This is a genomic window from Streptosporangium sp. NPDC048886 (assembly GCF_055586905.1).
The window spans coordinates 1-23,129 of record NZ_JBVJHH010000033.1 but is presented as its reverse complement, the minus strand read 5'-3'; the positions used below and the strand labels follow the sequence as shown (position 1 = coordinate 23,129).

The window sequence follows — 23,129 nt, the reverse complement described above, 5'->3', positions numbered from 1 at the left end:
GGCGCGCGGAAAGAGAGCAAGATGGGATTTCACGTGGCCGCACCGGGTACGGCTAGACTTCGGCTCAGCGCTACTGGTGTCGTATAGACGCCAGAGCCCCCAGACGCCAGCAGCCGCTGCATGAGGAGCCACTGACTTGTCCCGTCGCCTGTTCACCTCCGAGTCGGTCACCGAAGGCCACCCGGACAAGATCGCCGACCAGATCAGTGACGCGATTCTCGACGCCATGCTCAAGGGTGACCCCAAGAGCCGCGTCGCGGTCGAGACGCTGATCACCACCGGTCAGGTCCACGTCGCCGGAGAGGTGACGACGGAGACCTACGTCGACATCCCCGGTCTCATCCGGGAGAAGATCCTCGAGATCGGTTACGACGCCTCTCACAAGGGCTTCGACGGCGCCTCCTGTGGCGTGTCGGTGTCCATCGGCGCGCAGTCGCCCGACATCGCCCAGGGCGTCGACGACGCCTACGAGGCCCGCGAGGGCGAGGACGCCGACGAGCTCGACCGCCAGGGCGCGGGCGACCAGGGCCTGATGTTCGGCTACGCCTGCCGGGAGACCCCCGAGCTGATGCCGCTGCCGATCCAGCTCGCGCACCGCCTGTCCGAGCGCCTGTCCCAGGTCCGCAAGGACGGCACCGTGCCCTACCTGCGCCCCGACGGCAAGACCCAGGTCACCATCGAATACGACGGCGACCGCCCGGTCCGCCTCGACACCGTGGTGGTCTCCACCCAGCACGCGGCCGAGATCGACCTCAAGGAGATGCTCGCGCCCGACATCAAGGAGCACGTGGTCGACCCGGTGCTCGCCGGCCTGGAGATCGAGACCGAGGGCTACCGCCTGCTGGTCAACCCGACCGGCCGCTTCGAGATCGGCGGCCCCATGGGCGACGCCGGACTGACCGGCCGCAAGATCATCGTCGACACCTACGGCGGCATGGCCCGCCACGGTGGCGGCGCCTTCTCCGGCAAGGACCCGTCCAAGGTCGACCGCTCGGCCGCCTACGCGATGCGCTGGGTCGCCAAGAACATCGTGGCCGCCGGTCTGGCCGACCGCGCCGAGGTCCAGGTCGCCTACGCCATCGGCAAGGCGCACCCGGTCGGCGTGTTCGTCGAGACCTTCGGCACCGAGAAGGTCGAGGCCGAGAAGATCCAGCAGGCCGTGCTGGAGGTCTTCGACCTGCGCCCGGCCGCGATCATCCGCGACCTCGACCTGCTGCGCCCGATCTACTCGGCGACCTCCGCCTACGGTCACTTCGGCCGCGCCGAATTCTCCTGGGAGGCCACCGACCGCGCCGACGCCCTGCGCGTCGCCGCCGGTCTCTGACCCCTCCGCCGCAGCCCCCCGTGAGCCGTCTCACGGGGGGCTGCGGCGTCTCCCGCCGGCCCCGGGGGAGGCTATGCCCCGGATGGTGAGGCGTAGCCCCCGCCTCCACCCGCCCTCCGTCTCGACGGTATCCCGCCGCCCGGCCGCAGCCGTACGGCACGGCCGTGCCCTGAGCTGACCACCACCCGCGGGCGTGGGACGTCGGACCCTGTGTAGCTTCTCTCTTTTAGAGATCTTGGGGGAGAGACGTGAGCAGGCGGTCGGGGACAGGCGGGCTACCGGCGGAGGTCACCAGTTTCGTGGGGCGCAAGGAGGAGGTCCGCCAGGTCAGGCGCCTGCTCCAGGTGTCCAGGCTGGTCACCGTCACCGGGGGCGCGGGCATCGGCAAGTCCAGGGTGGCCGTCAGGGCCGCGTCCGGGGTGCGCCGGGCCTTCGCCGACGGCGTCCGGCTCGTGGAGCTGGCCGGGGTGAGCGATCCCGGCCATCTGGAGGAGGCCGTGGCCCAGGCGCTGGAGCCGGCGGACCCCGCCGGCCGCCCGGACGCCGAGGCCCTGGCCGAGCATCTCCGCGACCGGCGGACCCTGCTGATCCTGGACACCTGCGAGCACCTCGTGGACGCCTGCGCCCGGCTGGCGCAGACCCTGCTGGAGAGCAGTCCCGGACTGCGGATCCTGGCCACCAGCAGGCAGTCGCTCGGCGTGCCCGGCGAACACCTCGTGGCGCTCGCGCCGATGCCCCTGCCCGGCCCGCGCGAGGCGGAGTCGGTGGCCGCGCTGTCGCGCTGCGACTCGGTCGCGCTCTTCCTGGAGCGCGTCACCGCCGTGGACCCGGACTACGCGCTCACCGCCGGGAACGCCCGGCAGATCGCCGAGGTCTGCGCCAGGCTGGACGGCATACCGCTGGCCATCGAGCTGGTCGCCGTCCGGATGCGCACGCTCCCCCTCGACCGGATCCTCGGCCTGCTCGACGACAGGCTCTGGCTGCTGTCGGGCCTCACGGCGGGCAGGCGGCACCCGACCGTCGGCGCCACCGTCGAGTGGAGCCACGAGCTGTGCACCGATGACGAACGGCTGCTCTGGTCGCGGCTGCCGGTCTTCGTCTCCACCTTCGACGCCGCCGCGGCCGAGAGCGTCTGCGCCGACGAGGCGCTGCCCGCCGAGCGGGTCCTGCCCGCGCTGCTCGGCCTGGTGGACAAGTCCATCGTGATCCCGGTCAGGCGGGGCGAGGGCACGGTCTACCGGCTGCTGGACATCATCCGGGAGTACGGCGCGGCGAAGCTGCTGGAGAGCGGGGACCGGGAGCGGCTGCGCCGCCGTCACCTGCGCCACTACCACGAGCTGGCGGTGCGGGGCAGGACGATCGGCCCGGACGCCGACCAGGTGGAGCTGTGGGGCCGGATCCGGCGCGACTGGCCCAACATCCGCGCGGCCCTCGACCTGTGCGCCGAGGACCCGGCCGAGCACGAGACCGGCCTGAGCATGGCGGTCGCGCTGTGGTATCTCTGGGTCGCCTGCGGGATGCTCCGGGAGGGCCACCACCATCTGGAACGGCTGCTCGCCCTCGCGCGCCCCGGGACCGAGCCGTGGTCGATGGCGACGCTCACCCTGGCCTACATCGCCATCGCCCGGGGCCACCTGGGCCAGGCGCGGCTGCTGCTGGAGCGGTGCGGGAGCCGTTCCGCGCCCGGCGACGACCTGGTCGGGCTCCTGCTGCTCAAGCTGAGCGGGACGCTGGCCGTCATCGAGGGCGACCTGAGCGGCGGGGAGGCCATGCTGGGCGCCGTGGTGGACCGGCTCGGCCCCGGCGGGCGGCTCCCCGAGGTGCTCCTGCCGGCGATGGTGGAGCTGGGCCTGAGCCTGATCTGGCGCGGCCGTACGGCGGCCTCCAGGGAGGTCTTCCTGCGCTGCCGAAAGCTGTGCGAGGAGCGGGGGAACGCGTGGGCGCGCGCCTACGCCGACTACGGGCTGGGGCTGGTCGCCAGGGCCGAGGGCGACGCGGACCGGGCGGCCGCGCACGCGCGTGACTCGCTGCGGGTCAAGCGGCACTTCTCCGACGCCATGGCGGTCGTGTTCTGCCTGGAGCTGCTGGCCGGTGCCGCGGCGGACCAGGGCGACCTGGCCAGGGCGGGGCGGCTGCTCGGCGCGGCCCAGGCCGGCTGGCGGGACAAGGGCCTGCTGCGGCAGGGCTATCCGATGATGGCCGAGGAGAGAGCCCGCTGCGCCGAGCTGGTCAGGCGGGGCCTGTCCCGCCGGGACTCCGACCAGGCGGCCCGGGAGGGGGCGGCCCTCGGCCTGGAGGGGGCGATCGCCTACGCGCTCGGCGAGGAGGCGGCCGGGGGACCGGCCGCCGGCCACGACTCCGGCTGGGCCCCGCTCACCCGGCGGGAGCGGGAGGTCGCCGAGCTGGTCGCCGAGGGGCTGACCAACCGGCAGATCGCCCACCGGCTGATGGTCCTCCAGCGGACCGTCGACTCGCACGTCGAGCACATCCTGGCCAAGCTCGGCTTCTCGGCGCGCGCCCAGGTCGCGGCCTGGGCGACCCGGCGGCGCCGGGAGGGGCCCGCCGCTCAGGGGAGCCTGTGACTACCGCCTGGTAACATTTCGGCGGACACGGGGGGCGGAAAATGGCGAGGCGTCCGGGGAATCTGCCCGTTGACCTGTCCAGCTTCGTGGGACGGGCCGAGGAACTGGCCGAGGGCCTGCGCCATCTCGCCGGCGCCAGGCTGCTGACCGTCACCGGCCCCGCCGGGGTGGGCAAGACCCGTACGGCCCTGCGCCTGGCCGGCACGCTGCGCCGTGGCTTCGCCGGCGGGGTCTGGCGGGCCGAGCTGTCCGGCGCCGACGATGCGGCGGCCGTCGTCGCCGGGACGCTGGCACCCGGCGGCCCCCTCCCGGTGCCGGAGCTCGCCGCCGCGCTGGGGGACCGGCGGCTGCTCGTCGTGCTCGACACCTGCGAGCACCTCCTCGGCCAGGCCGCCGAACTGGCGGAGACCCTGCTCGGCCAGGCGCGCAAGACCGTGGTGGTGGCCACCAGCCGGCAACCGCTGGGCCTGGCGGGGGAGCGGGTGCTGCGGCTGGCGCCGCTGCCGCTGCCGCAGGCCGTGCGGCTGTTCGAGGACCGGGCCGTGGCCGCCGACCCCGGGTTCGCCCTGACCCCGGCCGTCTCGCCGGTGGTCGCCGAGATCTGCGCCCGGCTGGACGGGCTGCCGCTGGCGATCGAGCTAGCCGCCGCCCGGATGCGGTCCCTGTCGGCCCGCGACCTGCTGGAGCGGCTGCGGCACCGCCTCACGCTGCTGACCGGGGTCAGCAGGACCGCGCTGCCGCGCCACCGCGACCTGCGGGCCTGCGTGCAGTGGAGCCACCGGCTCTGCGACGACGAGCAGCGCAGGCTCTGGGCGCTGCTGGCGGCGCTGCCCGGCCCCTTCGACCTGGCCGCCGCCGAGCGGGCCTGCGGCGCCGAGTTCGGGACGGACCGGGTCGCGCCGGTCCTGGCCGGACTGGTGGAGCGGTCGGTGGTGCTCCGCGAGCCGGGAGGCCGCCACAGGATGCTGGAGGCCTACCGGGAGGTCGGGCTGGGCCCGTCCGGGGGACGGTGGCGGCCGGCCGTACAGGAGCCGCTGCGGGGCGCGGGACGTGCCCCGTGCGCCCACCAGGCGGGCCGGGTCGCGCGGGCGGTCACCGGCACGCTGAGCGCCCGGGAGCTCCAGGTGGCAGAGTTGATCACCGAAGGGCTGTCGAACCCCATGATCGCCGCACGGCTGGACATCGCCAAGCGCACCGTGGACGCGCACGTCCGCAACATCCTCGCCAAGGGCGGCCTCGCCTCGCGCACCCAGGTGGCCGCGTGGGTGGCCGAGAACGACTGTCAGGCGCAGATATAGGCACATCGCCCGATGCGGGATGCCGGTGCCGGGGCCCATGATGGGGGCGGCCAGTGGGACACCGCGCGCTCCGGCGTTCCGCAGCGGTCAGCCGGTGCTGAGGGAGGGGTCCCCTTCCGGCTGACATGACACCGGGGCGTTCCCCGTGTCGGGCGTGACCCACTGGCCGATCGCCTCCGCCGCCCCGGGACCTGGCAGGACGAGGCCGCTCCCGGGATCTGGTAGGACAAGTGGGTGACCCACGCCAGCCCCTCACCAGACGACGGCGCCCTGCTGCCGCTCGACGCCGTCCGTGAGCGGCCCGCGCCGGTCCCGGCCGCGCCGGCCCGGGGGGTGCCGGAGCCGGCCGCCCTGCTGCCGGTCGCCCGGGTGGCCGTGGACACGCCCCTGCCGCACCTGGACCGGCCGTTCGACTACCTCGTCCCGGCCACGATGGACGCCGACGCGGTGCCGGGCTCGCGGGTCCGGGTCCGCTTCGCCGGCAAGCTCGTCGACGGCTTCCTGCTGGAGCGGGCGGACGCCAGCGAGCACCAGGGCAAGCTGGCCCGGCTGGAGAAGGTCGTCTCGCCCGAGCCGGTGCTGACCCCCGAGATCGCCGTGCTGGCCCGCGCCGTGGCCGACCGTTACGCCGGCACCCTGGCCGACGTCCTGCGCCTGGCCGTGCCGCCCCGCCACGCCAAGGTGGAGGCCGAGGCCGTCCCCCCGCCCGAGGAGACGGCGCAGCAGGCGCCGGGCGGCTCCGGGCCGGGCCCCTGGGCGGACTACCCGGACGGGGAGCCGTTCCTGGAGGCCCTCGCCGGGGGGCGCTCGCCGCGGGCGGTGTGGACCGCGCTGCCCGGGACGGAAGAGGGCGGGCCGGGGTGGGCCGCGGCGGTCGCGGTGGCCGTCCGGGAGACGCTCCGCGGCGGCAGGGGCGCGCTCGTGGTGGTCCCCGACGGCAAGGACGTGGCGCTGGCCGACGCGGCGCTGAGCGCCGCCCTGGGGCCGGGGGCGCATGTGGCGCTCACCGCGGACCTGGGACCGGCCGAGCGCTACCGCCGGTGGCTGCGGGTCGCGCGGGGGCAGGTGCGCGCCGCCGTCGGCACCCGGGGGGCGGCGTTCGCGCCGGTGCGGGACCTCGGGCTGGCGGTGGTCTGGGACGACGGGGACGACCTGCACTCCGAGCGGCTGGCGCCGTACCCGCACACCCGGGAGATCCTCGCGCTACGGGCCCACCAGAGCCGGGCGGGCCTGCTCATCGGCGGATACGCCCGTACGGCCGAGGCCACCCAGCTCGTCGCCGCGGGCTGGGCCGGCACCATCGCCGCCGCCCGCGAGACGGTCAGGGCCAGGGCCCCGAGGGTCCGGCCGGCCGGCGAGGACTCCGAGCTGGCCAGGGACGAGGCGGCGCGGGCGGCCCGGCTGCCCAGCCTCGCCTGGCGGGCGCTGCGGACCGGGCTGGACAGCGGCCCGGTGCTGGTGCAGGTCCCCCGGCGGGGCTACCTGCCCGCGCTGGCCTGCCAGAACTGCCGGGCCCCGGCCCGCTGCGGGCACTGCAGCGGGCCGCTGGCGCTGCGCGGCGGTCACGCCGCCCCCTACTGCCGCTGGTGCGGCCGGATCGCGGGGCAGTGGCGCTGCCCGGCCTGCGGAGGCGGCCGGGTGCGGGCGCAGGTGGTCGGCGCCCGCCGCACGGCCGAGGAGCTGGGGCGGGCCTTCCCCTCGGTGCAGGTCAGGACCTCGGGCAAGGACGGCGTCCTCGCCACGGTGGGCGCCGCCCGTGCCCTGGTGGTGGCCACCCCGGGGGCCGAGCCGGTGGCCGAGGGCGGTTACGCGGCCGCCGTGCTGCTGGACGGGTGGGCGCTGCTCGGCCGGCCGGACCTGCGGGCCGCCGAGGAGACGCTGCGCCGGTGGATGAACGCCGCGGCGCTGCTGCGGCCCCGGGCCGAGCTGGTCGTGCTGGCCGACTCCTCGGTGCCCGCCGTGCAGGCGCTGCTGCGCTGGGATCCCATCACCCATGCCGGACGGGAGCTGGCCGACAGGACAGAACTAGGTTTCCCCCCGGCGGTAAGGATGGCCACGCTGAGCGGCTCCCCCTCGGCGGTCAGGGAGATGCTCGGCGAGGTGGCGCTGCCGGACGGGGCTCAGGTTCTCGGACCCGTCCCGCTCGAGTCGCCCAGGGGCGACCAGGTGCGGGAACGCGCCATGGTCCGGGTCCCCAGAGGGGCGGGGGCGGCGCTGGCCGCCGCGGTGAAGGGGGCCGCCGGGGTGCGTTCCGCGCGCAAGGCTCCCGAGGTGGTCAGAGTATGCATTGACCCTCTCGATGTGATTTGAGGTGTTTCCCCGATTCGCGGTGCTGACAGTAAGCCGTTAATTTTCCCCTGTGTCGATCGAATGGGTGAATCGGGCCGTAGACGATCTACGTGCGTGGGGGCGCGCGCGCGGCCTGGACGTTGACGTGGACGAGGTGCGGCTGCTCTGCGACTACGCGAGCGATTATTTGAACGTGAACGAGCTGGGTGATTTCACCCCGGTCACATTCGAGGAACTGCTGCTCGACATCTACCCGCGCAAGGTCATCGCCCCGCCGGAAAGCGCCCCCGAGACCGTCGCCGCCGCCCGCACCCTGGTCGACTTCCTGCTGGCGACCGAGGAGATCGGCGGCAAGATGGCCGTCCGCATGCGGGTCGTCCTGGACCGGATCGAGCCCGAGATGCCGATCGCGCTCGCCGACACCTCCAAGTTCGGCATGGCCAAGAGCCTGTTCAGCGCGATGGGCGCCGACTCCCTGGAGCAGGGCGACGTCTCGGTGTCGGCGGTGGAGGAGCCCGCCGACACCGAGTCATGCGACTGCCCCGGCTGCTCCCCCCTGCCCCCGGTCCGGACCGCGCCCCGCGAGACGCTCGCCGGCAGCGCCTCCCGGGTGCCCCTGGTGACCGACGTCCGGCGGCTGGTCCAGTGGATGCTGGCCGGCGGCCGCACGCCGACCGTCAAGGGGCGGCTGCGGGTCCGCGACGCCGCCGAGGCGACCGCCCAGCTCGCGGTGGCCGACCCCGGCTTCCTGTGGGAGCTGGCGGTGCACACCGGCCTCGTCGAGGTCGAGGGCACCGCGATCTTCGACGGTGAGGACCCCGACCCGCTCGACACGTGGGCCGCGGTGGTGGAGTTCCTGGTGGAGAAGGAGACCGGCGGGGCCGTGACCGGCGCCGCGTCCCTCGACGAGGAGCTCTACGGCCTGTGCGACATGCTCTACCGCCTGCAGGCGCCGGTGCCGATCCCCCTGGTCATGGAATACCTGGAGGAGATCGGGCTGCTCGACGGCGAGGAGGTGGACATCGCCGAGGCCGTACGGGGGTTGGCCTACTGCGGGATCGCCGAGCGGAGCGAGGAGACCCTGGAGCTGAGCGCGCTGGCCGTCTGGGGTCTGCGGGAGCACTACACCGGCCTGGGCATCGAGGCGCCCGAGGCCGCCGACCTGACCGCCGCCGACGCCTCCGAGCTCATCGAGGGGCTGCTGTCGGGGATGCCCACCGAGCTGGCCGAGGCCGACATCGAGGGCTGGCTGCGGGGCAGGAGCCCGCAGGAGGCCGCCACCGAGCTGCTGAACGCCGCCTCCGGCGCGCCCTCGGTCGTGCGGGGCATCGCCGTGACGATCGTGGACCGGCTGGGCCCGGAGGCCGAGCCCGCGATCCGCCGGCACCTCGACGAGGCGGAGCTGCGCCCGCACGCCGTCCACTGGCTCTCCTCCCGGGGCCTGGCCGCCCCGGTGCTCTCCCAGGAGGAGGTGCTGTGGATGAGCGTCGACATGCTCGCCCTGGCCATCTCCGCCGCCGAGGACGACCCGGAGACCTTCGCCGAGAACATGGCCGCCTCCGGCCCGCCGGCGCACGTGATCGAGGAGATGTGGCGGGTGGACCATCCCGAGGTCGTCGAGGTCCTTGAGCTGCTGGGCCGCTCCCTGAACGACCAGAGCGTGGCCAAGGCCGCCCGCAAGGCCGCCTTCAAAGCCCGCTCCCGCGCTATCGGCTAGCCGTACACCCGTGGGGCTCCAGTGCAGTAAGTTTCACGGGTGGCAAAGAGCGGGAACACCACCGGCAACGTCTTCGATCTCGGCGAACTGCGCAGGCTGGTCGACGAGCTGGGATCGGGGCCCCGTGAGGCGCGCGCGGCCGTGCTCGACGCGGCCTCCGCCGACGACAAGGACTGCGACTGCCCGGACTGCGGCAGCGAGGTGCTGAGCTTCCCGCCGGTCGTGCTCGCCCCCGACGACGAGCTCGCCTCCGCCGTGCTCCGGGTCCCGCTGGTGCTGGACGCCCAGCGGCTGGCGGCGTGGACCGGCACCCGCGAGGTGACGCCCGAGGGCCTGCTGCCCGACCCCTACCTGCCCTGCGCCGTGCTCGGGGTGCCCAACCCGGCGCGGCTGCACCTGCTCTGGGTCGTCGCGGTCAACACCGGCATGCTGCGCATCTCCCGGGGCGTGGTGACGGCCGGCCCGCTGGCGCTCTCCGCCGAGCTGCCCTCCGCCGCGCTGCTGGGGTTCTGGGACGGCGTGGTGATGGACGTCCTCGACCGCGCCGACGAGAGCCTGACCGGTTCCTCGGTGGTGGACGACCACCTCGCCGAGATGCTCGCCACGATGTACGCCGTGAGCGACGGCCTGTCTCCCGCCACCCTGGTCAAGGGCATCCTCCAGTCGCACGAGGTGGCCTGCGAGGCCCGTCCCGCCGAGATGCGGGCGCTGGCCGCCGCGCTCCCGGGCGAGCTGGACGGCGCGCTGTCGCTGCTGGGTTACTGCGGGCTCATCGAGCTGTCGGAGGCGGGCTGGCCCCGGCTGACCCCGCTGGGCATGTGGGCGGTCCGCCAGGACCTGCTGCGCGAGGGCCACGACGCGCCCACCGGCGCAGAGGTCGCGGTCTTCGCCGACCTGGGCGCGGCCGAGCTGGTCAAGGCGATCACGGAGCGCTCCGCGGCCCCCAGCGCCGTCACCGTGTGGCTGGAGTCGCGCCACGCCGAGGCCGCCGCCCGCGAGCTGGTCAAGATCGCCGCATCCGGCACGGCCGGCCAGCGCGGCACCGTGGGCACGATCCTGGAGGAGCTCGGCCCCGAGGCCGAGGCGCCGCTGAGGGAGGCGCTCGCCGAGCCGGCCATGTGGCGCTACGCCGCCTCCTGGCTGCACATCCGCGACCTGCCGGCGCCCGCCCTCACGCCCGCCGACAGCACCTGGCTCGCGGTCGACACGCTCGCCTCGCTGATCCAGCTCGGCAACGCGCCCAAGGCGATGCACGAGTTCGACATGCTCGAACCCGGTGAGGACCTGATCCGCGTCGTCGAGGAGATGACCCTGGTCGAGCACCCCGACACCATCGCGGTGCTCGACGTGCTGGCCGCCCACCACCGCGACGCGGCGGTCGCCAAGGCCGCGCGGAAGGCGGCCATGAAGGCCCGTTCGCGCTAGCGCCGCCCTCCCGTGGCCGCGGCCGCGGCAGGAGAGATCCGAGGGACACTCCCTACGGCCCTTAGACTGTGGGGATCCCCCCGAAAAGCGTGAGGAGAGCCCTGTTGGCCATTCAGTCGATCCGTCTTTTCGGCGACCCCGTGCTGCGCACCCCGGCCGAGCCGGTGAAGGACTTCGACAAGGAGTTGCGCAAGCTCGTCAAGGATCTGACCGACACGATGATGGACGCCCCCGGTGCCGGGCTGGCCGCGCCGCAGATCGGGGTCGGCCTGCGGGTCTTCACCTATTACGTGGACGATCAGCTCGGGCACCTGATCAACCCCAACCTCGACCTCTCCGACGACAAGGACGAGGAGGGCCAGGAGGGCTGCCTGTCCTTCCCCGGCCTGTCGTTCCCCACGCCCCGGGCGATCCGGGCCGTGGCCAGGGGCTTCAACATGCACGGGGAGCCGGTCACCCTTGAGGGCACCGACCTGATGGCCCGCTGTTTCCAGCATGAGACCGACCACCTCGACGGGGTGCTGTTCATCGACCGGATGGACCCCAAGCAGCGCAAGCTCGCCATGAAGGAGATCCGCGAGGCCGAGTGGAGCGGGCTGTCGGCGCCCGCGTTCAAGTTCTCTCCGCACGCCACCCACGGGAAGGCTCTGTAACAACCTTGCGCCTGGTCTTCGCCGGAACCCCGGACACCGCCCTGCCCTCGCTGCGGGCCCTGCTCGACTCGCCCCGCCACGACGTCGTCGCCGTCGTCACCCGGCCGGACGCCCAGTCGGGCCGGGGCCGCAGGGTCCACCCGAGCCCCGTCGCCGAGCTGGCGGAGGAGGCGGGCGTGGAGGTCCTCAGGCCGCCGAAGGCGGGCGACCCCGAGTTCCTGGAGCGGCTGCGGCGGATCGACCCCGACTGCTGCCCGGTGGTGGCCTACGGCGCGCTCCTGCCGCAGTCCGCCCTGGACGTCCCGCGCCACGGCTGGGTCAACCTCCACTTCTCGCTGCTGCCCGCCTGGCGCGGCGCCGCCCCGGTGCAGCACGCCGTGCTCCACGGTGACGAGATCACCGGCGCGGCCACCTTCCGGATCGTCAAAGAACTGGACGCCGGCCCGGTCTACGGCGTCGTGACCGAGGAGGTCCGGCCCGCCGACACCAGCGGCGAGCTGCTCGCCCGGCTCGCCGAGTCCGGCGCCGGGCTGCTGGTGGCGACCCTCGACGGGATCGAGGACGGCGAGCTGGAGGCCGTCCCCCAGCCCGCCGAGGGGGTGAGCCTCGCACCGAAGATCAACGTGGACGACGCCAGGATCGACTGGTCCGCGCCCGCCATGCGGGTGGACCGCCTCGTCCGCGCCTGCACGCCCGCCCCGGGCGCGTGGACGGAGTTCCGCGGCCAGCGGGTCAAGATCGGCCCGGTACGGCCGGCACCGGACGCCCCGGCCCTGGAGCCCGGGCGGATCGCGGCCGCCAAGCACTCCGTCCTGGTCGGCACGGCCACCCATCCGGTCGAGCTGGGCGAGGTGCAGCCGCAGGGCAAGCGCCTGATGAGCGCGGGAGAGTGGGCCCGCGGCGTGCGGCCCGCAGACGAAGATCGGCTGGGCTAGAGATCATGAACGATCGGGGGAACGGCGGGCGTGGTCCCGGCGACCACTCACGCGGCGGCCAGAGCGCCGGCGGCGGCCGGGGCCAGGGGGGCGGCGGGAGCCGGGGCGCGGGCCAGCCGGGCGGGTCCGGCGGCCAGGGCTCCGGCGGTGGCCGGGGTGCTCAGGGCGGCGGGTTCAGCGGTGGCCGGGGCGCGGGTCAGTCCGGTGGGTCCGGCGGCCGGGGCTCCGGCGGTGGCCGGGGTGCTCAGGGCGGCGGCCGGGGGCAGGGCGGGGGCCGGGGCGGCCGTCCGCCCCGACCGGCCCGTGACGAGGCCCGCAACGCCGCCTACGACCTGCTGCGCGCCGTGGACGAGCGGGACGCCTACGCCAACCTGCTGATGCCCACGCTGCTGCGCGAGCGCCGCCTGTCCGGGCGGGACGCGGGCCTGGCCACCGAGCTGGCCTACGGCACCCTGCGTGGCCTGGGCACCTACGACGAGGTCATCGCGGCCTGCAGCGACCGCGCCCCCGAGGACCTGGACCCGCCGCTGCTCGACGCGATCCGCCTGGGCGTGCACCAGCTGCTCAAGACCCGGGTCCCCCCGCACGCCGCCGTGGGCACGACCGTCGACCTGGTGCGCCTGCGGGTGGGCACCGGCGCGTCGAAATACGCCAACGCCGTGCTGCGCAAGGTCGCCGGCCGCTCCCTGGAGCAGTGGCTGCCGATCGTGGCCCCCGATCCCGGCGAGGACCCGGTCGGCTACCTCGCCGTGGCGTACAGCCACCCCCGGTGGATCGTCACCGCGATGCGCGACGCCGTGGGCGGCGACTTCGACGAGACGGCCGCCCTGCTGGCCGCCGACAACGAGCGCCCCCGGGTCACCCTGGTCGCCCGGCCCGGCCGCGCGTCGGTCGAGGAGCTCCTCGCCTCCGGCGCCCAGCCGGCCCGATACTCCCCCTACGCGGCCTACCTGCCGGAGGGCGACCCCGGCTCCGTCCTCGCCGTGGCCGAGGCGCGCGCCGCCGTCCAGGACGAGGCCAGCCAGCTCGTCGCCCTGGCGCTGACCCGCGTCCCGGTGACCGGCGGCGACTCCCGCTGGCTCGACCTGTGCGCGGGCCCCGGCGGCAAGGCGGGCCTGCTGGACGCCATCGCCGTCCACGGAGCCGCTCTCCCGGCGGCCTCCCGGGAGCCGTCCGGCCCCGCGTCCGCGTCCGGTGAGCCGGGCGGGGCGTCGGGCGAGCCGGGTGGGCCGTCGGGAGCGGTCGCGGTGCCCGGTGGGCCGGGTGGAGGGGCCGCGGCGCCCGGTGGGCCGGGCGGGGCGTCCGGTCCCGCCGCCTTCCCGGGCGGGGCCAATCTCCTGGCCGCCGAGCTGCAGTACCACCGCGCCCGCCTGGTCCGGCAGACCACCCGCGAGGCCGCGGTGATCACCGCCGACGGCACGGTCCCCGCCTGGCGTCCCGGGGTCTTCGACCGGGTCATGGTCGACGCCCCCTGCACCGGCCTGGGCGCCCTGCGCCGCCGTCCGGAGGCCCGCTGGCGGCGCGATCCCCGCAGCCTCCCGGACCTGGGCAGGCTCCAGCGCGAGCTGCTCGCCTCGGCGCTGGAGGCCGTCCGTCCCGGAGGGGTCGTCGCCTACGTCACCTGCTCGCCCCACCTGGCCGAGACCACGGCGGTGGTCGGCGACGTCCTGCGCCACCGCGACGACGTGGAGACCCTCGACGCCCGGGCCTACCTCCCCGAGGTGGAGGGCCTGGGCGAGGGGCCCCACGTCCAGTTCTGGCCCCACCGTCACGGCACCGACGGGATGTTCCTCACGCTGCTGCGCCGCCGCTGACCGGCCGCCCGTCGCCCGGGCGACGGGCGGTTCCGGGAGACGACCAGGTCGTCCAAGGAGACCCTCAGCGAGGTTCCTCCGGTGGTTGCGCGCATCTCCGGGCAGGCGCGCCTCCCGGATCCGTCCGGCCACCGGCCGTCGGCCGCCTCCCGGATCGGCCGCCTCCCGGACCGGCCGGCCACCGGCCGCCTGCCGGTGACGGGCGGACGGCGGTCGCGCAATAGACTCGGCCGCATCATGGCCGTACAGATCTCGCCCAGCATCCTGTCCGCCGACTTCGCCCGCCTCGCCGAGGCGGCCGCGGCGGTCCCCAACGCCGACTGGCTGCACGTGGACGTCATGGACAACCACTTCGTGCCCAACCTGACACTCGGTCTGCCGGTTGTCGAGTCCCTGCTCAGGGCCACCTCGACACCGCTCGACTGCCATCTCATGATCGAGGATCCGGACCGCTGGGCCCCGGCCTACGCCGAGGCCGGGGTGGGCAGCGTGACCATTCACGCCGAGGCGTCCAAGGCCCCGGTCCGCACCCTGCGCCAGATCCGCGCCGCCGGGGCCCGCGCCGGCTTCGCGCTGAACCCGGCCACCCCGATCGAGCCGTACGAGGACCTGCTCGGCGAGATCGACATGTTGCTGCTGATGACCGTCGAGCCCGGGTTCGGCGGCCAGAAGTTCCTCGACGTGGTCCTGCCGAAGATCCGCCGGGCCCGCGCCCTGATCGACAAGCACGGCGGCCAGATCTGGCTGCAGGTGGACGGCGGGGTGTCGGAGCAGACCATCGAGCGCTGCGCCGAGGCGGGGGCCGACGTCTTCGTGGCGGGCAACGCCGTCTACGGCGCCGACGACCCGGCCCGCGCGGTGGACGGCCTGCGCTCCCTGGCGGACAAGGCCTGATCCCCCCGCCCCGCGCCGCCCCGTCCGGCGCCGGGACCTGTCCGGCCACGGGGCCGCGACGGGCACCCGGTTCCGCGACGGGGCCGTCCCGGTGATGTCATGGTTGTGTCACGTGTCGCTCCCGGCGGTTGGGGTAACCACCCACTTACAGAGGAGGTGGTTCATGGACCACGGACTGTTCGGGCCGGGTTCGGTGACCTGGCGGGTGATGGGAGAGCCGATCCTGCTGGTCGGGGGTTTCCGGGCGCTGCTCATGCAGGGGCTGCACCCGCGGGCGATGCGCGGGGTCGCGCAGAACTCCGCGCTCATGGACCCCTCCGAGGCGTGGTCCCGCTTCCTGCGCACCACCGAGTTCGTCCGGGTGCGCACCTACGGCACGCGTGCCGAGGTCGCCAAGGCCGGCGCCCGGGTCAGGAAGATCCACTCCCGGCTCACCGCGCTCGATCCCGACACCGGTGAGCGTTTCCGCCTCGACGATCCCGACGCGCTCCTATGGGTCCATGTCGGCGAGGTCGACTCCTACCTGTCGGTCGCCCGCCGGGCGGGGGTGCGTCTGACCGACGAGGAGGCCGACCGGTTCGTGGACGAATGGCGGCGTGCCGCCGAGGTCGTCGGCCTGCGCCCGCAGGACGTGCCCGGTTCGGTCGGTGAGATGCGCGACTACATCCAGGGTCGCCGTCCTGGGCTTTACTTCGTTCCAGAAGTGCCACATCCGCTCCGCCAATCTCTCAGTCAATCCCTCGGTGCGCCGCTGCCGCCGTACCTGCTCCCGCTCAAGCCGGTCATCCCGATGCTGACCGTGCTGGCCTTCGCGACCCTGCCGCGCTGGGCCCGCAGGCTGTACGGCCTGCCGGCCACGCCGCTCGGCGACCTGTGGGCGACGGCCACGCTGAAGGGTCTGCACGCCGGGATCGGCCTGGTGCCCGCCCCGGTCAGATACGCCCCGGACGCCCGCAGGGCGCGGCGGGTGACGGACGGCCGGGCCGCCTAGTCCGCCCGGCCGTGGAAGGCGTCCGTCCCGCCCGTCCCGCCCGGGGCGCTCCGTCGGTGGCCGGCTCCTTCCGGCTGTGCGGGGAGGGGGAGGCGCGCCGGCGTGGAGGAGTTTTCGGGGACCGCTCCACGCCGGCGGGAGGGGATGAACAGATCGTGCGACGCCTGGCCGACGGCTTCAAGCGGTCCGAACACTCCCGAACGGTCCCGAACGATCGCGGACACCCCTGAACGGCCCGTCCATCCCCTCCGGCCTGCGCATTCACTGATTTAACCAAGCGCTCGCTTGTTTTCCTGGCATAGGGGTGTTCCTCCCGTTTGCCGGACATGGCACACTGATGTACGGGGAGCCTCCCGTCAGGGGTGGCGAACCGCTGGCAAGAAGCGTGCTCCGGGGTCGGTGAAAGTCCGAACCGGCGGTTACAGTCCGCGACCCGGTCGAATCCATCGACCGGTTGACCCGGTGGAATTCCGGGACCGACGGTTAAAGTCCGGATGGGAGGAAGCGCGCGAGCGGAGTGTGTCTTCGGGCACCCTCCGCTGACTGGATGCATGCATCCGTGATCCCCCGGGGCCCGCCGTGGCAGAGAAAGCTACTGGCGAGTAGGAGACCCGGGTGACTGATCAGGCGCACATGCGCCGGGCGATCGAGCTCGCCGCGCGCGGGCGCGGCACCACCAGCCCCAACCCCGTCGTCGGATGTGTCGTCCTCGACGCCTCCGGCCAGGTCGCGGGGGAGGGCTTCCACGCCTACGCCGGCGGTCCGCACGCCGAGGTGGTCGCGCTGCGCGCCGCCGGGGAGCGTGCCAGGGGCGGCACCGCGTACGTCACCCTCGAACCCTGCGACCACACCGGCCGGACCGGGCCCTGCTCGCTCGCCCTGCTGGAGGCGGGCGTCGCCCGCGTCGTCGTCGCGGTGAGCGACCCCAATCCGGCGGCGGCCGGCGGCGCCGACCGGCTCAGGCGGCACGGCGTGGCGGTCGCCACCGGCGTGCTCACCGGGGAGGCCGAGCGCGGCAACGCCGAGTGGCTGACCTCGGTCCGGCTCGGCCGGCCACACGTCACCTGGAAGTACGCCGCCACGCTGGACGGCCGCTCGGCCGCCGCCGACGGCACCAGCCAGTGGATCACCTCTCCCGAGTCCCGCGCAGACGTGCACCGCCTGCGCGGCGAGGCCGACGCGATCGTCGCGGGCATCGGCACCGTCCTGGCCGACGACCCCCGGCTCACCGTCCGCCGCCCACCGGCGCCCTCCGCCGGCGAGGACCCCGCCCCGCCCGCCGGGCAGGGCGCGCCCGCCGCCAGGCCGCTGCTCCGCGTGGTCGTCGACAGCGACGCCCGCACCCCGCCCGCCGCCCGCGTCCTGGACGGCCGGGCGCCGACGCTGGTGGCGGTCGCCGCCGACGCCGACGCCGGCGCGCTCGCGGCCCGGACCGAGGTGGTGCGGCTCGCGCGGCGGCGGCCGTACGGGATCGACCTGGCCGGGCTCCTGGCCGAGCTGCACCGCCGCCAGATCGTCAGCGTGCTGCTGGAAGGCGGGCCGACCCTGGCGGGTTCCTTCCTGAAGGAGGGGCTGATCGACCGGGTCGTCGGCTACCTCGCCCCGGCGCTGCTGGGCGCCGGGCCGGCCGCGCTCGGCCCGGCTGGCGTCGCCACGATCGCCGAGACCCACCGACTGGAGTTCGAGGATGTCACCCCCACCGGGCCGGACCTGCGTCTGACCGCCCGGCCGGTACCTCTGAAGGAGTTGTGAATGTTCACCGGAATCGTTGAGGAACTGGGCGAGATCGCCGCGATCGAGCCCCTGCGGGAGGCGGCCCGGATGTCGATCCGCGGCAAGGTCGTCACGGCCGACGCCGGGCACGGCGACTCGATCGCCGTCAACGGGGTCTGCCTGACCGTGGTGGAGGTGGACGGCGAGGTGTTCACCGCCGACGTGATGAAGGAGACCCTGGACCGCAGCTGCCTGGGGGCGCTGCGGCCCGGCGACCGGGTCAACCTGGAGCGCGCGGTCCGCGCCGACCAGCGGCTGGGCGGCCACATCGTGCAGGGCCACGTGGACGGGACCGGGACGCTGCTGTCCCGCGAGCCCGCCGAGCACTGGGAGGTCGTCCGCGTCTCGCTCCCGGCCGAGCTGAACCGCTACGTGGTCGAGAAGGGCTCGATCGCGGTCGACGGCGTCAGCCTGACCGTGGCCGGCGTGGACGGCGACGGGTTCGCCGTCAGCCTGATCCCGACCACCCTGCAGCTCACCACCCTGGGCGCCAAGCAGCCGGGCGACCCGGTGAACCTCGAGGTCGACGTGATCGCCAAGCACGTGGAGAAGCTCGTGGGCGCCTACGGCCTGGGGGCGGGCCGTGAACTGGGCTGAGGCGGGGTTCGAGCTCTTCGGGACCAGGCTCCTCTGGACGGACCTGGTCGGCAACGTGGCCGCCCTGGCCACCGTGCTGCTGGCCATCCGCAAGTCGATCTGGACCTGGCCGGTCCAGCTCGCCGGCTCGGTGCTGCTGTTCATCGCCTCGGTCAACGCGCACATCACCGGCAACGCCCTCAAGCAGCTCATGTTCGGCGGCCTGGCCGTCTACGGCTGGTGGCGCTGGACGCGCGGCACCCAGAACGGCCGGGAGCTGGCCGTGCGCCCCGCGACGGTCCTGGAGCGGCTCGCGCTGGTCGGGGTCATGGCCGTGGGCACGGTCCTGGTCGCCGTCGTCTTCTACGTCACGCAGCTGTCCTGGGGCGCGTTCGTCCCGCCGCCCAAGGGATACCTCCTGGTCGCCGCCGACGCCTACATCTTCGTCGGCAGCGCGGTCGCCACCTGGGCCCAGGGGCGGGCGCTGGTCGACTTCTGGCTGATCTGGATCGCCGTGGACCTGGTCGGCGTACCGCTGGCCTTCAGCTCGGGACTGGTCGTCTCCGGGGCGGTGTACGGGGTGTTCTTCGTGCTCGTCCTGGTCGGATTCTTCAACTGGCTAAAGGAGTACCGGTCGAGGGCCGTACTCGTTCCCAAGGAGGCGGTGTGATCAAGCTGGACCCGATCGAGAGGGCGATCGCCGACATCCGTGAGGGCAGGCCCGTCGTGGTCGTCGACGACGAGAACCGCGAGAACGAGGGCGACCTCATCTTCGCCTCGGCGAAGGCCACGCCGGAGCTGCTGGCCTTCACCATCCGGCACACCAGCGGCGTGATCTGCGTGTCGATGCGCGGGGAGGACCTCGACCGCCTCGGCCTGCCGCTGATGGTGCACGACAACAAGGAACGCCTCCGCACCGCCTACACGATCAGTGTGGACGCCCGGGACGGGGTGAGCACCGGCATCTCGGCCGCGGACCGGGCCAAGACGATCCGCACCCTGTGCGACTCGGCGACCGAGCCGTTCGAGCTGGTCCGGCCCGGCCACGTGTTCCCGCTCCGCTACCGCGAGGGCGGCGTGCTGGTCCGGCGCGGCCACACCGAGGCGGCCGTGGACCTGGCCAGGCTCGCGGGGCTGAGCCCGTCGGGCTCGCTGGCCGAGATCGTCAACGACGACGGGACCATGAAGCGGCTGCCGGAGCTGCGCGAGTTCTGCGACGAGCACGACCTGGCACTGGTCTCGATCGACCAGCTCGTGGAGTTCAGGCGGCGCAGCGAGCGGATGGTGACCCGGGTCGCCGAGACGCTCCTGCCGAACAAGTACGGGATGTGGCGCGCCTACGGCTACGCGAGCGCGCTGGACGGCGGCGAGCATGTGGCACTGGTCTACGGCGACCTCGAGGACGGGGAGAACATCCTGGTCCGCGCGCACTCCGAGTGCCTGACCGGGGACGTGCTGGGGTCGCTGCGGTGCGACTGCGGGGTCCAGCTCGACCACGCGATGTCGGAGATCGCCGCCGAGGGCCGGGGCGTGGTCGTCTACCTGCGCGGGCACGAGGGGCGCGGGATCGGCCTGCTGGCCAAGCTCAAGGCCTACAGCCTGCAGGACGACGGCAGGGACACCGTGGACGCCAACCTGGAGCTCGGGCTGCCGGTGGACGCCCGGGAGTTCTCCAACGCCGCCCAGATCCTCGCGGAGCTGGGCATCAAGTCGGTACGGCTGCTGACCAACAACCCGGCCAAGACGCGGGGCATGGACGGATACGGCATCAAGGTGCTCGGCCGCGAGCCGATGCCGGTGGCGACGAACCCCTACAACGAGAAATACCTGGCGGCCAAGCGCGAGCGCCTCGGCCACGACATCCACGAGGAGAACGCATGATCAGGCAGGACGCGCCCGCCCAGGCGCACCCCGGACCCCTGGGTGGGGGGCCGGCATGAGCGGCACCGGCCGGCCGGCGGCGGCGGCCGTCGAGGCCGGGGGGCTGGCCGTCGGCATCGTGGCCGCCCGCTGGCACGAGAAGATCACCGACCAGCTCGTGGCCCGCGCCGTACAGGCCGGCGAGGACAGCGGCGCCGCCGTGACCGTGGTGCGCGTGGCCGGGACCCTGGAGATCCCGGTCGTGGCCCAGGCCCTGGCCAGGCGGTGCGACGCGGTCGTCGCGCTGGGCGCCGTGATCCGGGGGGAGACCGCCCACTTCGACTACGTGTGCGACTCGGTGACCTCGGGGCTGACCAGGGTCTCCCTCGACGAGGAGACCCCGGTCGGCAACGGTGTGCTGACCTGCGAGTCCCTCGACCAGGCCGTCGACCGCTCCGGGCTGCCGGGCAGCCACGAGGACAAGGGATACGAGGCCACCGTGGCCGCGCTGGAGACCGCCCTGCTGCTGAGGGACCTCCGGGGCTGACCGGCGGGACCGGAGGCGTGCCCTTCCCCTCCTCCGCCGCACCGCGTGCGGCCCGTCACGCTCCGCGGCGGAGGAAGGAAAGCGGAAAAGGTGGTATGTCCGGCCTTCCCGTGCGGAGTCAGGGCCGGCGGGGTGGTGCGGTAAATTTCATTCGGCACGGTGTCGGCAGTCACACCGGTTGTGACCGGCGATTTTCCCGAAGGAACGTGATCTCCAAGTGAGCCCCGAGAGCGTCTCTCCGCCTGAGCTGCCCGTTGTGTGGCGGCCGAAGAAGGGCCGGATCGTGGCGTACGGCTTCGCGGCGGTGATCGTGCTCGGGGCACTGCTGATGGCGGTCTTCCTGCCGCCGCCGTTCACCCTGGTCGACAGGGTCGCCATGGTGGTGCTCGGCGGGCTGATCGCCGGGCTGCTGCACCTGCTGGGGCGCTGCCGGGTGGAGGCCGACGAGCAGGGGGTCACCGTGGTCAACCCGCTGCGGGTGCACCGCTACGAGTGGCCGGAGGTGCTGGGGGTCACGCTGGTGCAGAACGAGCCCTGGGCGAAGATCGACTTCACCGACGGGGCGACGATCGGGGCCGTGGGGCTCCAGGGGTCGGAGAAGGACCGGACCGTACGGCAGGTGCGCGAGTTCGCCGCGCTCATCCGCGAACGCGGCGAGGCCGAGGAGACCCGGTAGGGCGCCATCCGGGCGAGCGCGGCGGGCGGAGGGCCCGCAGGGCGCTCCCCGGCTCCCGGCGCCGCCGGAGGCCGGCCTCCGCGGATCCGGTCCGCCGCGGACACGGCCGCGCCCCCACCCCGCAGGGGTGAGGGACACGGCCGCACGCGACGTGATCTCAATAGACAGATAGGTTCCGTTGTCGCCGCTCTGACTGCCGTCCTCCTGATCGCGGACGTCCTGGTTGCCTCTCCCGGGCTGCCGCCCCTCCGCGCCGCGGATCTCGCTCCGCCGGCTCGGAGGGCTTCCGTGAAGCAGCCGTGTCACCGTCGCCGGCCGCCGGGGTCTTCCGGATCCGGTGGACCCTCCCCTCGGCGTCCCGCGATGTCGGGAGCCCGATGACCTCTCAAGGCTGCCAGGGCGGCGGATAGCGAAACACTGCGGCGTCCCTAACGAATCGTTAAGACGCCGCCGGGGCGCCGCCCGCCCTGCCGTGCGGACGTGGCCGGGCCGTCAGGACGCCGCCGGGCCGAACTCCAGGGTGATCTCGGCCCCGCCCGACGGGGACGGGCCCGCCCGCAGCCGGCCGCCGGAGCCCTCCGCGGTACGGCGGGCGATGTCGAGGCCCAGGCCGGTGGAGGACCTGCCGCTCGTCCCGCGGTCGACCGGCACCGGGTAGGAGAACCCGGGCCCCTCGTCGGTGATCGTCAGCACCGCGCCCCCGTCCGGCCCGGACGCCAGCTCGACGGTGAAGGGCGTGCCGTCGGGGGTGTGGGCGAACACGTTCTCCAGCAGCAGGTCGGCGCAGGCCGCCAGGTCCTGCGCGCTGACCCCGGCGGGGAGCGGGGTGCCGGGGATGCGCAGCCGTACCGGCCGGTCCTGGTCCTCGGCGAGCGCCGACCAGAAGGTGACCCGGTCGGTGATCACCGCGGTGGCGTCGCAGCGGGCCACGCCGCCGCCGCGGAACCGGCGGGCCTCCCGGATGACCTGGGTGACCATGCGTTCCAGGGTGTCGACGGCCTCTCCCACCCGGGCCGCCTCGTCCTTGTCGCGCAGGGTCTCGGCCTCCAGCCGCAGCGCCGTGACCGGCGTGCGGAGCTGGTGGGACAGGTCGGCGACCGCCTCGCGCTCGCGGGTGAGCAGCTCGCGGATGCGCGTGGCCAGATGGTTGAGGGCGGTGCCGACGTCGCGGATCTCCGGTGGGCCCGCCGGGTCCACCCGCGCGTCCAGGTCGCCGCGGGCCAGCCGGCGGGAGACCCCGGCGACCTGCTTGACCGGCTGGGTCAGCGAGCGGGCGAGCCGGTCGGCGACGACGATGCCGACCACGAGCAGCGCCAGCCCGATCAGGCCGAGCACCAGCCACGCCCGCCCCACCCCCTGCCGGAGCTGCCAGGTGCTCACGAACGTACGGATGACCGAGGTGCCGCCGGCCCCGCCCTGGACGGCCACCAGGATCTCCCGGCCGGTCGGGGTCTCCACGGTGATGCTGCGCCCGCGCGCGGCCAGCTCGACCGCGTGGTCCCAGGGGGCCGGGACGCCGAGGGAGGTGCGGTCGGGCAGGAAGACCGTGATCGGCGTGCCGCCGGAGCCGTTGACCTGCCGCAGGGTGGCGTCGAGGCTGCCCCGGTCGCCGAGGGCGACCAGGGCGGCCAGGGACTGCGCCCGGACGGTGGCCTCGGCGGTGGCCCGCTCGGCGGCGACCGTGCTCACCAGCATGGCCAGCGGCACGAGGAAGGCGACCAGGACCAGCGAGGTGGTCGCCACCGCGAGCAGGGCCAGCCGCCGTCTCATCCGGC

The 23,129-nt window shown here is 74.3% G+C and carries 18 protein-coding genes and 1 riboswitch; of the genes, 17 read left to right on the top strand and 1 reads right to left on the bottom strand.

Annotation, left to right across the window (positions count from 1 at the left end; genetic code table 11):
• Positions 1-136: 136 nt before the first annotated feature.
• The 17 genes from metK (at position 137) to ACZ6R6_RS33540 (ending at position 21,354) form a co-directional block, all read left to right on the top strand.
• A complete protein-coding gene (gene metK, locus ACZ6R6_RS33620; RefSeq protein WP_470100219.1) occupies positions 137-1,324 on the top strand; it encodes a methionine adenosyltransferase in 1,188 nt (395 codons plus the stop codon).
• Positions 1,325-1,572: 248 nt separating this feature from the next.
• Positions 1,573-3,906: an ATP-binding protein gene (locus ACZ6R6_RS33615; protein ID WP_470100217.1), complete on the top strand. Its 2,334-nt coding sequence runs from the start codon at positions 1,573-1,575 to the stop codon at positions 3,904-3,906.
• A gap of 41 nt (positions 3,907-3,947) precedes the next feature.
• Positions 3,948-5,204, top strand: a complete 1,257-nt coding sequence (locus ACZ6R6_RS33610; RefSeq protein WP_470100215.1) for a LuxR C-terminal-related transcriptional regulator — start codon at positions 3,948-3,950, stop codon at positions 5,202-5,204.
• A 234-nt stretch (positions 5,205-5,438) separates the two neighbouring features.
• Positions 5,439-7,514 (top strand): primosomal protein N', encoded by a 2,076-nt coding sequence (locus ACZ6R6_RS33605; protein ID WP_470100213.1) that lies wholly within the window; start codon positions 5,439-5,441, stop codon positions 7,512-7,514.
• 49 nt (positions 7,515-7,563) lie between these two features.
• A complete protein-coding gene (locus tag ACZ6R6_RS33600; RefSeq protein WP_470100212.1) occupies positions 7,564-9,210 on the top strand; it encodes a hypothetical protein in 1,647 nt (548 codons plus the stop codon).
• Between the two features lie 39 nt (positions 9,211-9,249).
• A complete protein-coding gene (locus ACZ6R6_RS33595) occupies positions 9,250-10,635 on the top strand; it encodes a hypothetical protein (protein WP_470100210.1) in 1,386 nt (461 codons plus the stop codon).
• A 104-nt stretch (positions 10,636-10,739) separates the two neighbouring features.
• A complete protein-coding gene (gene def, locus ACZ6R6_RS33590) occupies positions 10,740-11,288 on the top strand; it encodes a peptide deformylase (protein WP_470100208.1) in 549 nt (182 codons plus the stop codon).
• 5 nt (positions 11,289-11,293) lie between these two features.
• The gene (fmt, locus tag ACZ6R6_RS33585) at positions 11,294-12,223 is read left to right on the top strand and encodes a methionyl-tRNA formyltransferase (RefSeq protein WP_470100206.1); all 930 of its coding nucleotides are present in this window, start codon (positions 11,294-11,296) and stop codon (positions 12,221-12,223) included.
• Between the two features lie 5 nt (positions 12,224-12,228).
• Complete coding sequence (locus ACZ6R6_RS33580) at positions 12,229-14,037, top strand: RsmB/NOP family class I SAM-dependent RNA methyltransferase (RefSeq protein ID WP_470100204.1); 1,809 nt, start codon at positions 12,229-12,231, stop codon at positions 14,035-14,037.
• A 237-nt stretch (positions 14,038-14,274) separates the two neighbouring features.
• The gene (gene rpe, locus ACZ6R6_RS33575) at positions 14,275-14,931 is read left to right on the top strand and encodes a ribulose-phosphate 3-epimerase (RefSeq protein ID WP_306857721.1); all 657 of its coding nucleotides are present in this window, start codon (positions 14,275-14,277) and stop codon (positions 14,929-14,931) included.
• Between the two features lie 163 nt (positions 14,932-15,094).
• The gene (locus ACZ6R6_RS33570; protein ID WP_470100202.1) at positions 15,095-15,922 is read left to right on the top strand and encodes an oxygenase MpaB family protein; all 828 of its coding nucleotides are present in this window, start codon (positions 15,095-15,097) and stop codon (positions 15,920-15,922) included.
• Between the two features lie 381 nt (positions 15,923-16,303).
• A riboswitch (FMN riboswitch) is annotated at positions 16,304-16,434 on the top strand.
• Between the two features lie 103 nt (positions 16,435-16,537).
• On the top strand, positions 16,538-17,674 hold the full coding sequence (ribD, locus tag ACZ6R6_RS33565; RefSeq protein WP_470100200.1) for a bifunctional diaminohydroxyphosphoribosylaminopyrimidine deaminase/5-amino-6-(5-phosphoribosylamino)uracil reductase RibD: 1,137 nt from the start codon (positions 16,538-16,540) through the stop codon (positions 17,672-17,674).
• Positions 17,675-18,292, top strand: a complete 618-nt coding sequence (locus ACZ6R6_RS33560) for a riboflavin synthase (RefSeq protein ID WP_470100198.1) — start codon at positions 17,675-17,677, stop codon at positions 18,290-18,292. It abuts the gene before it with no gap.
• Positions 18,279-18,941, top strand: coding sequence for a nicotinamide mononucleotide transporter family protein (locus tag ACZ6R6_RS33555; protein WP_470100196.1), 663 nt, complete (start codon positions 18,279-18,281; stop codon positions 18,939-18,941). Before ACZ6R6_RS33560 ends, ACZ6R6_RS33555 begins: the two co-directional genes overlap by 14 nt.
• Positions 18,938-20,152, top strand: a complete 1,215-nt coding sequence (locus ACZ6R6_RS33550) for a bifunctional 3,4-dihydroxy-2-butanone-4-phosphate synthase/GTP cyclohydrolase II (RefSeq protein WP_470100194.1) — start codon at positions 18,938-18,940, stop codon at positions 20,150-20,152. Before ACZ6R6_RS33555 ends, ACZ6R6_RS33550 begins: the two co-directional genes overlap by 4 nt.
• Before the next feature lie 55 nt (positions 20,153-20,207).
• Positions 20,208-20,678: a 6,7-dimethyl-8-ribityllumazine synthase gene (ribH, locus tag ACZ6R6_RS33545; RefSeq protein WP_470100192.1), complete on the top strand. Its 471-nt coding sequence runs from the start codon at positions 20,208-20,210 to the stop codon at positions 20,676-20,678.
• 217 nt (positions 20,679-20,895) lie between these two features.
• The gene (locus ACZ6R6_RS33540; RefSeq protein WP_470100190.1) at positions 20,896-21,354 is read left to right on the top strand and encodes a PH domain-containing protein; all 459 of its coding nucleotides are present in this window, start codon (positions 20,896-20,898) and stop codon (positions 21,352-21,354) included.
• A 492-nt stretch (positions 21,355-21,846) separates the two neighbouring features.
• On the opposite strand, the gene ACZ6R6_RS33535 is transcribed toward ACZ6R6_RS33540, so the two are convergent.
• On the bottom strand, positions 21,847-23,129 hold a 1,283-nt coding region (locus ACZ6R6_RS33535; protein ID WP_470100188.1), incomplete at its 5' end, for a HAMP domain-containing sensor histidine kinase.

Coding starts and splice junctions, on each gene's coding strand:
- ACZ6R6_RS33610 (WP_470100215.1), top strand. CDS start 3,948: ATGGCGAGGCGTCCGGGGAATCTGCCCGTTGACCTGTCCAGCTTCGTG.
- ACZ6R6_RS33580 (WP_470100204.1), top strand. CDS start 12,229: ATGAACGATCGGGGGAACGGCGGGCGTGGTCCCGGCGACCACTCACGC.
- rpe (WP_306857721.1), top strand. CDS start 14,275: ATGGCCGTACAGATCTCGCCCAGCATCCTGTCCGCCGACTTCGCCCGC.
- ACZ6R6_RS33570 (WP_470100202.1), top strand. CDS start 15,095: ATGGACCACGGACTGTTCGGGCCGGGTTCGGTGACCTGGCGGGTGATG.
- ACZ6R6_RS33560 (WP_470100198.1), top strand. CDS start 17,675: ATGTTCACCGGAATCGTTGAGGAACTGGGCGAGATCGCCGCGATCGAG.
- ribH (WP_470100192.1), top strand. CDS start 20,208: ATGAGCGGCACCGGCCGGCCGGCGGCGGCGGCCGTCGAGGCCGGGGGG.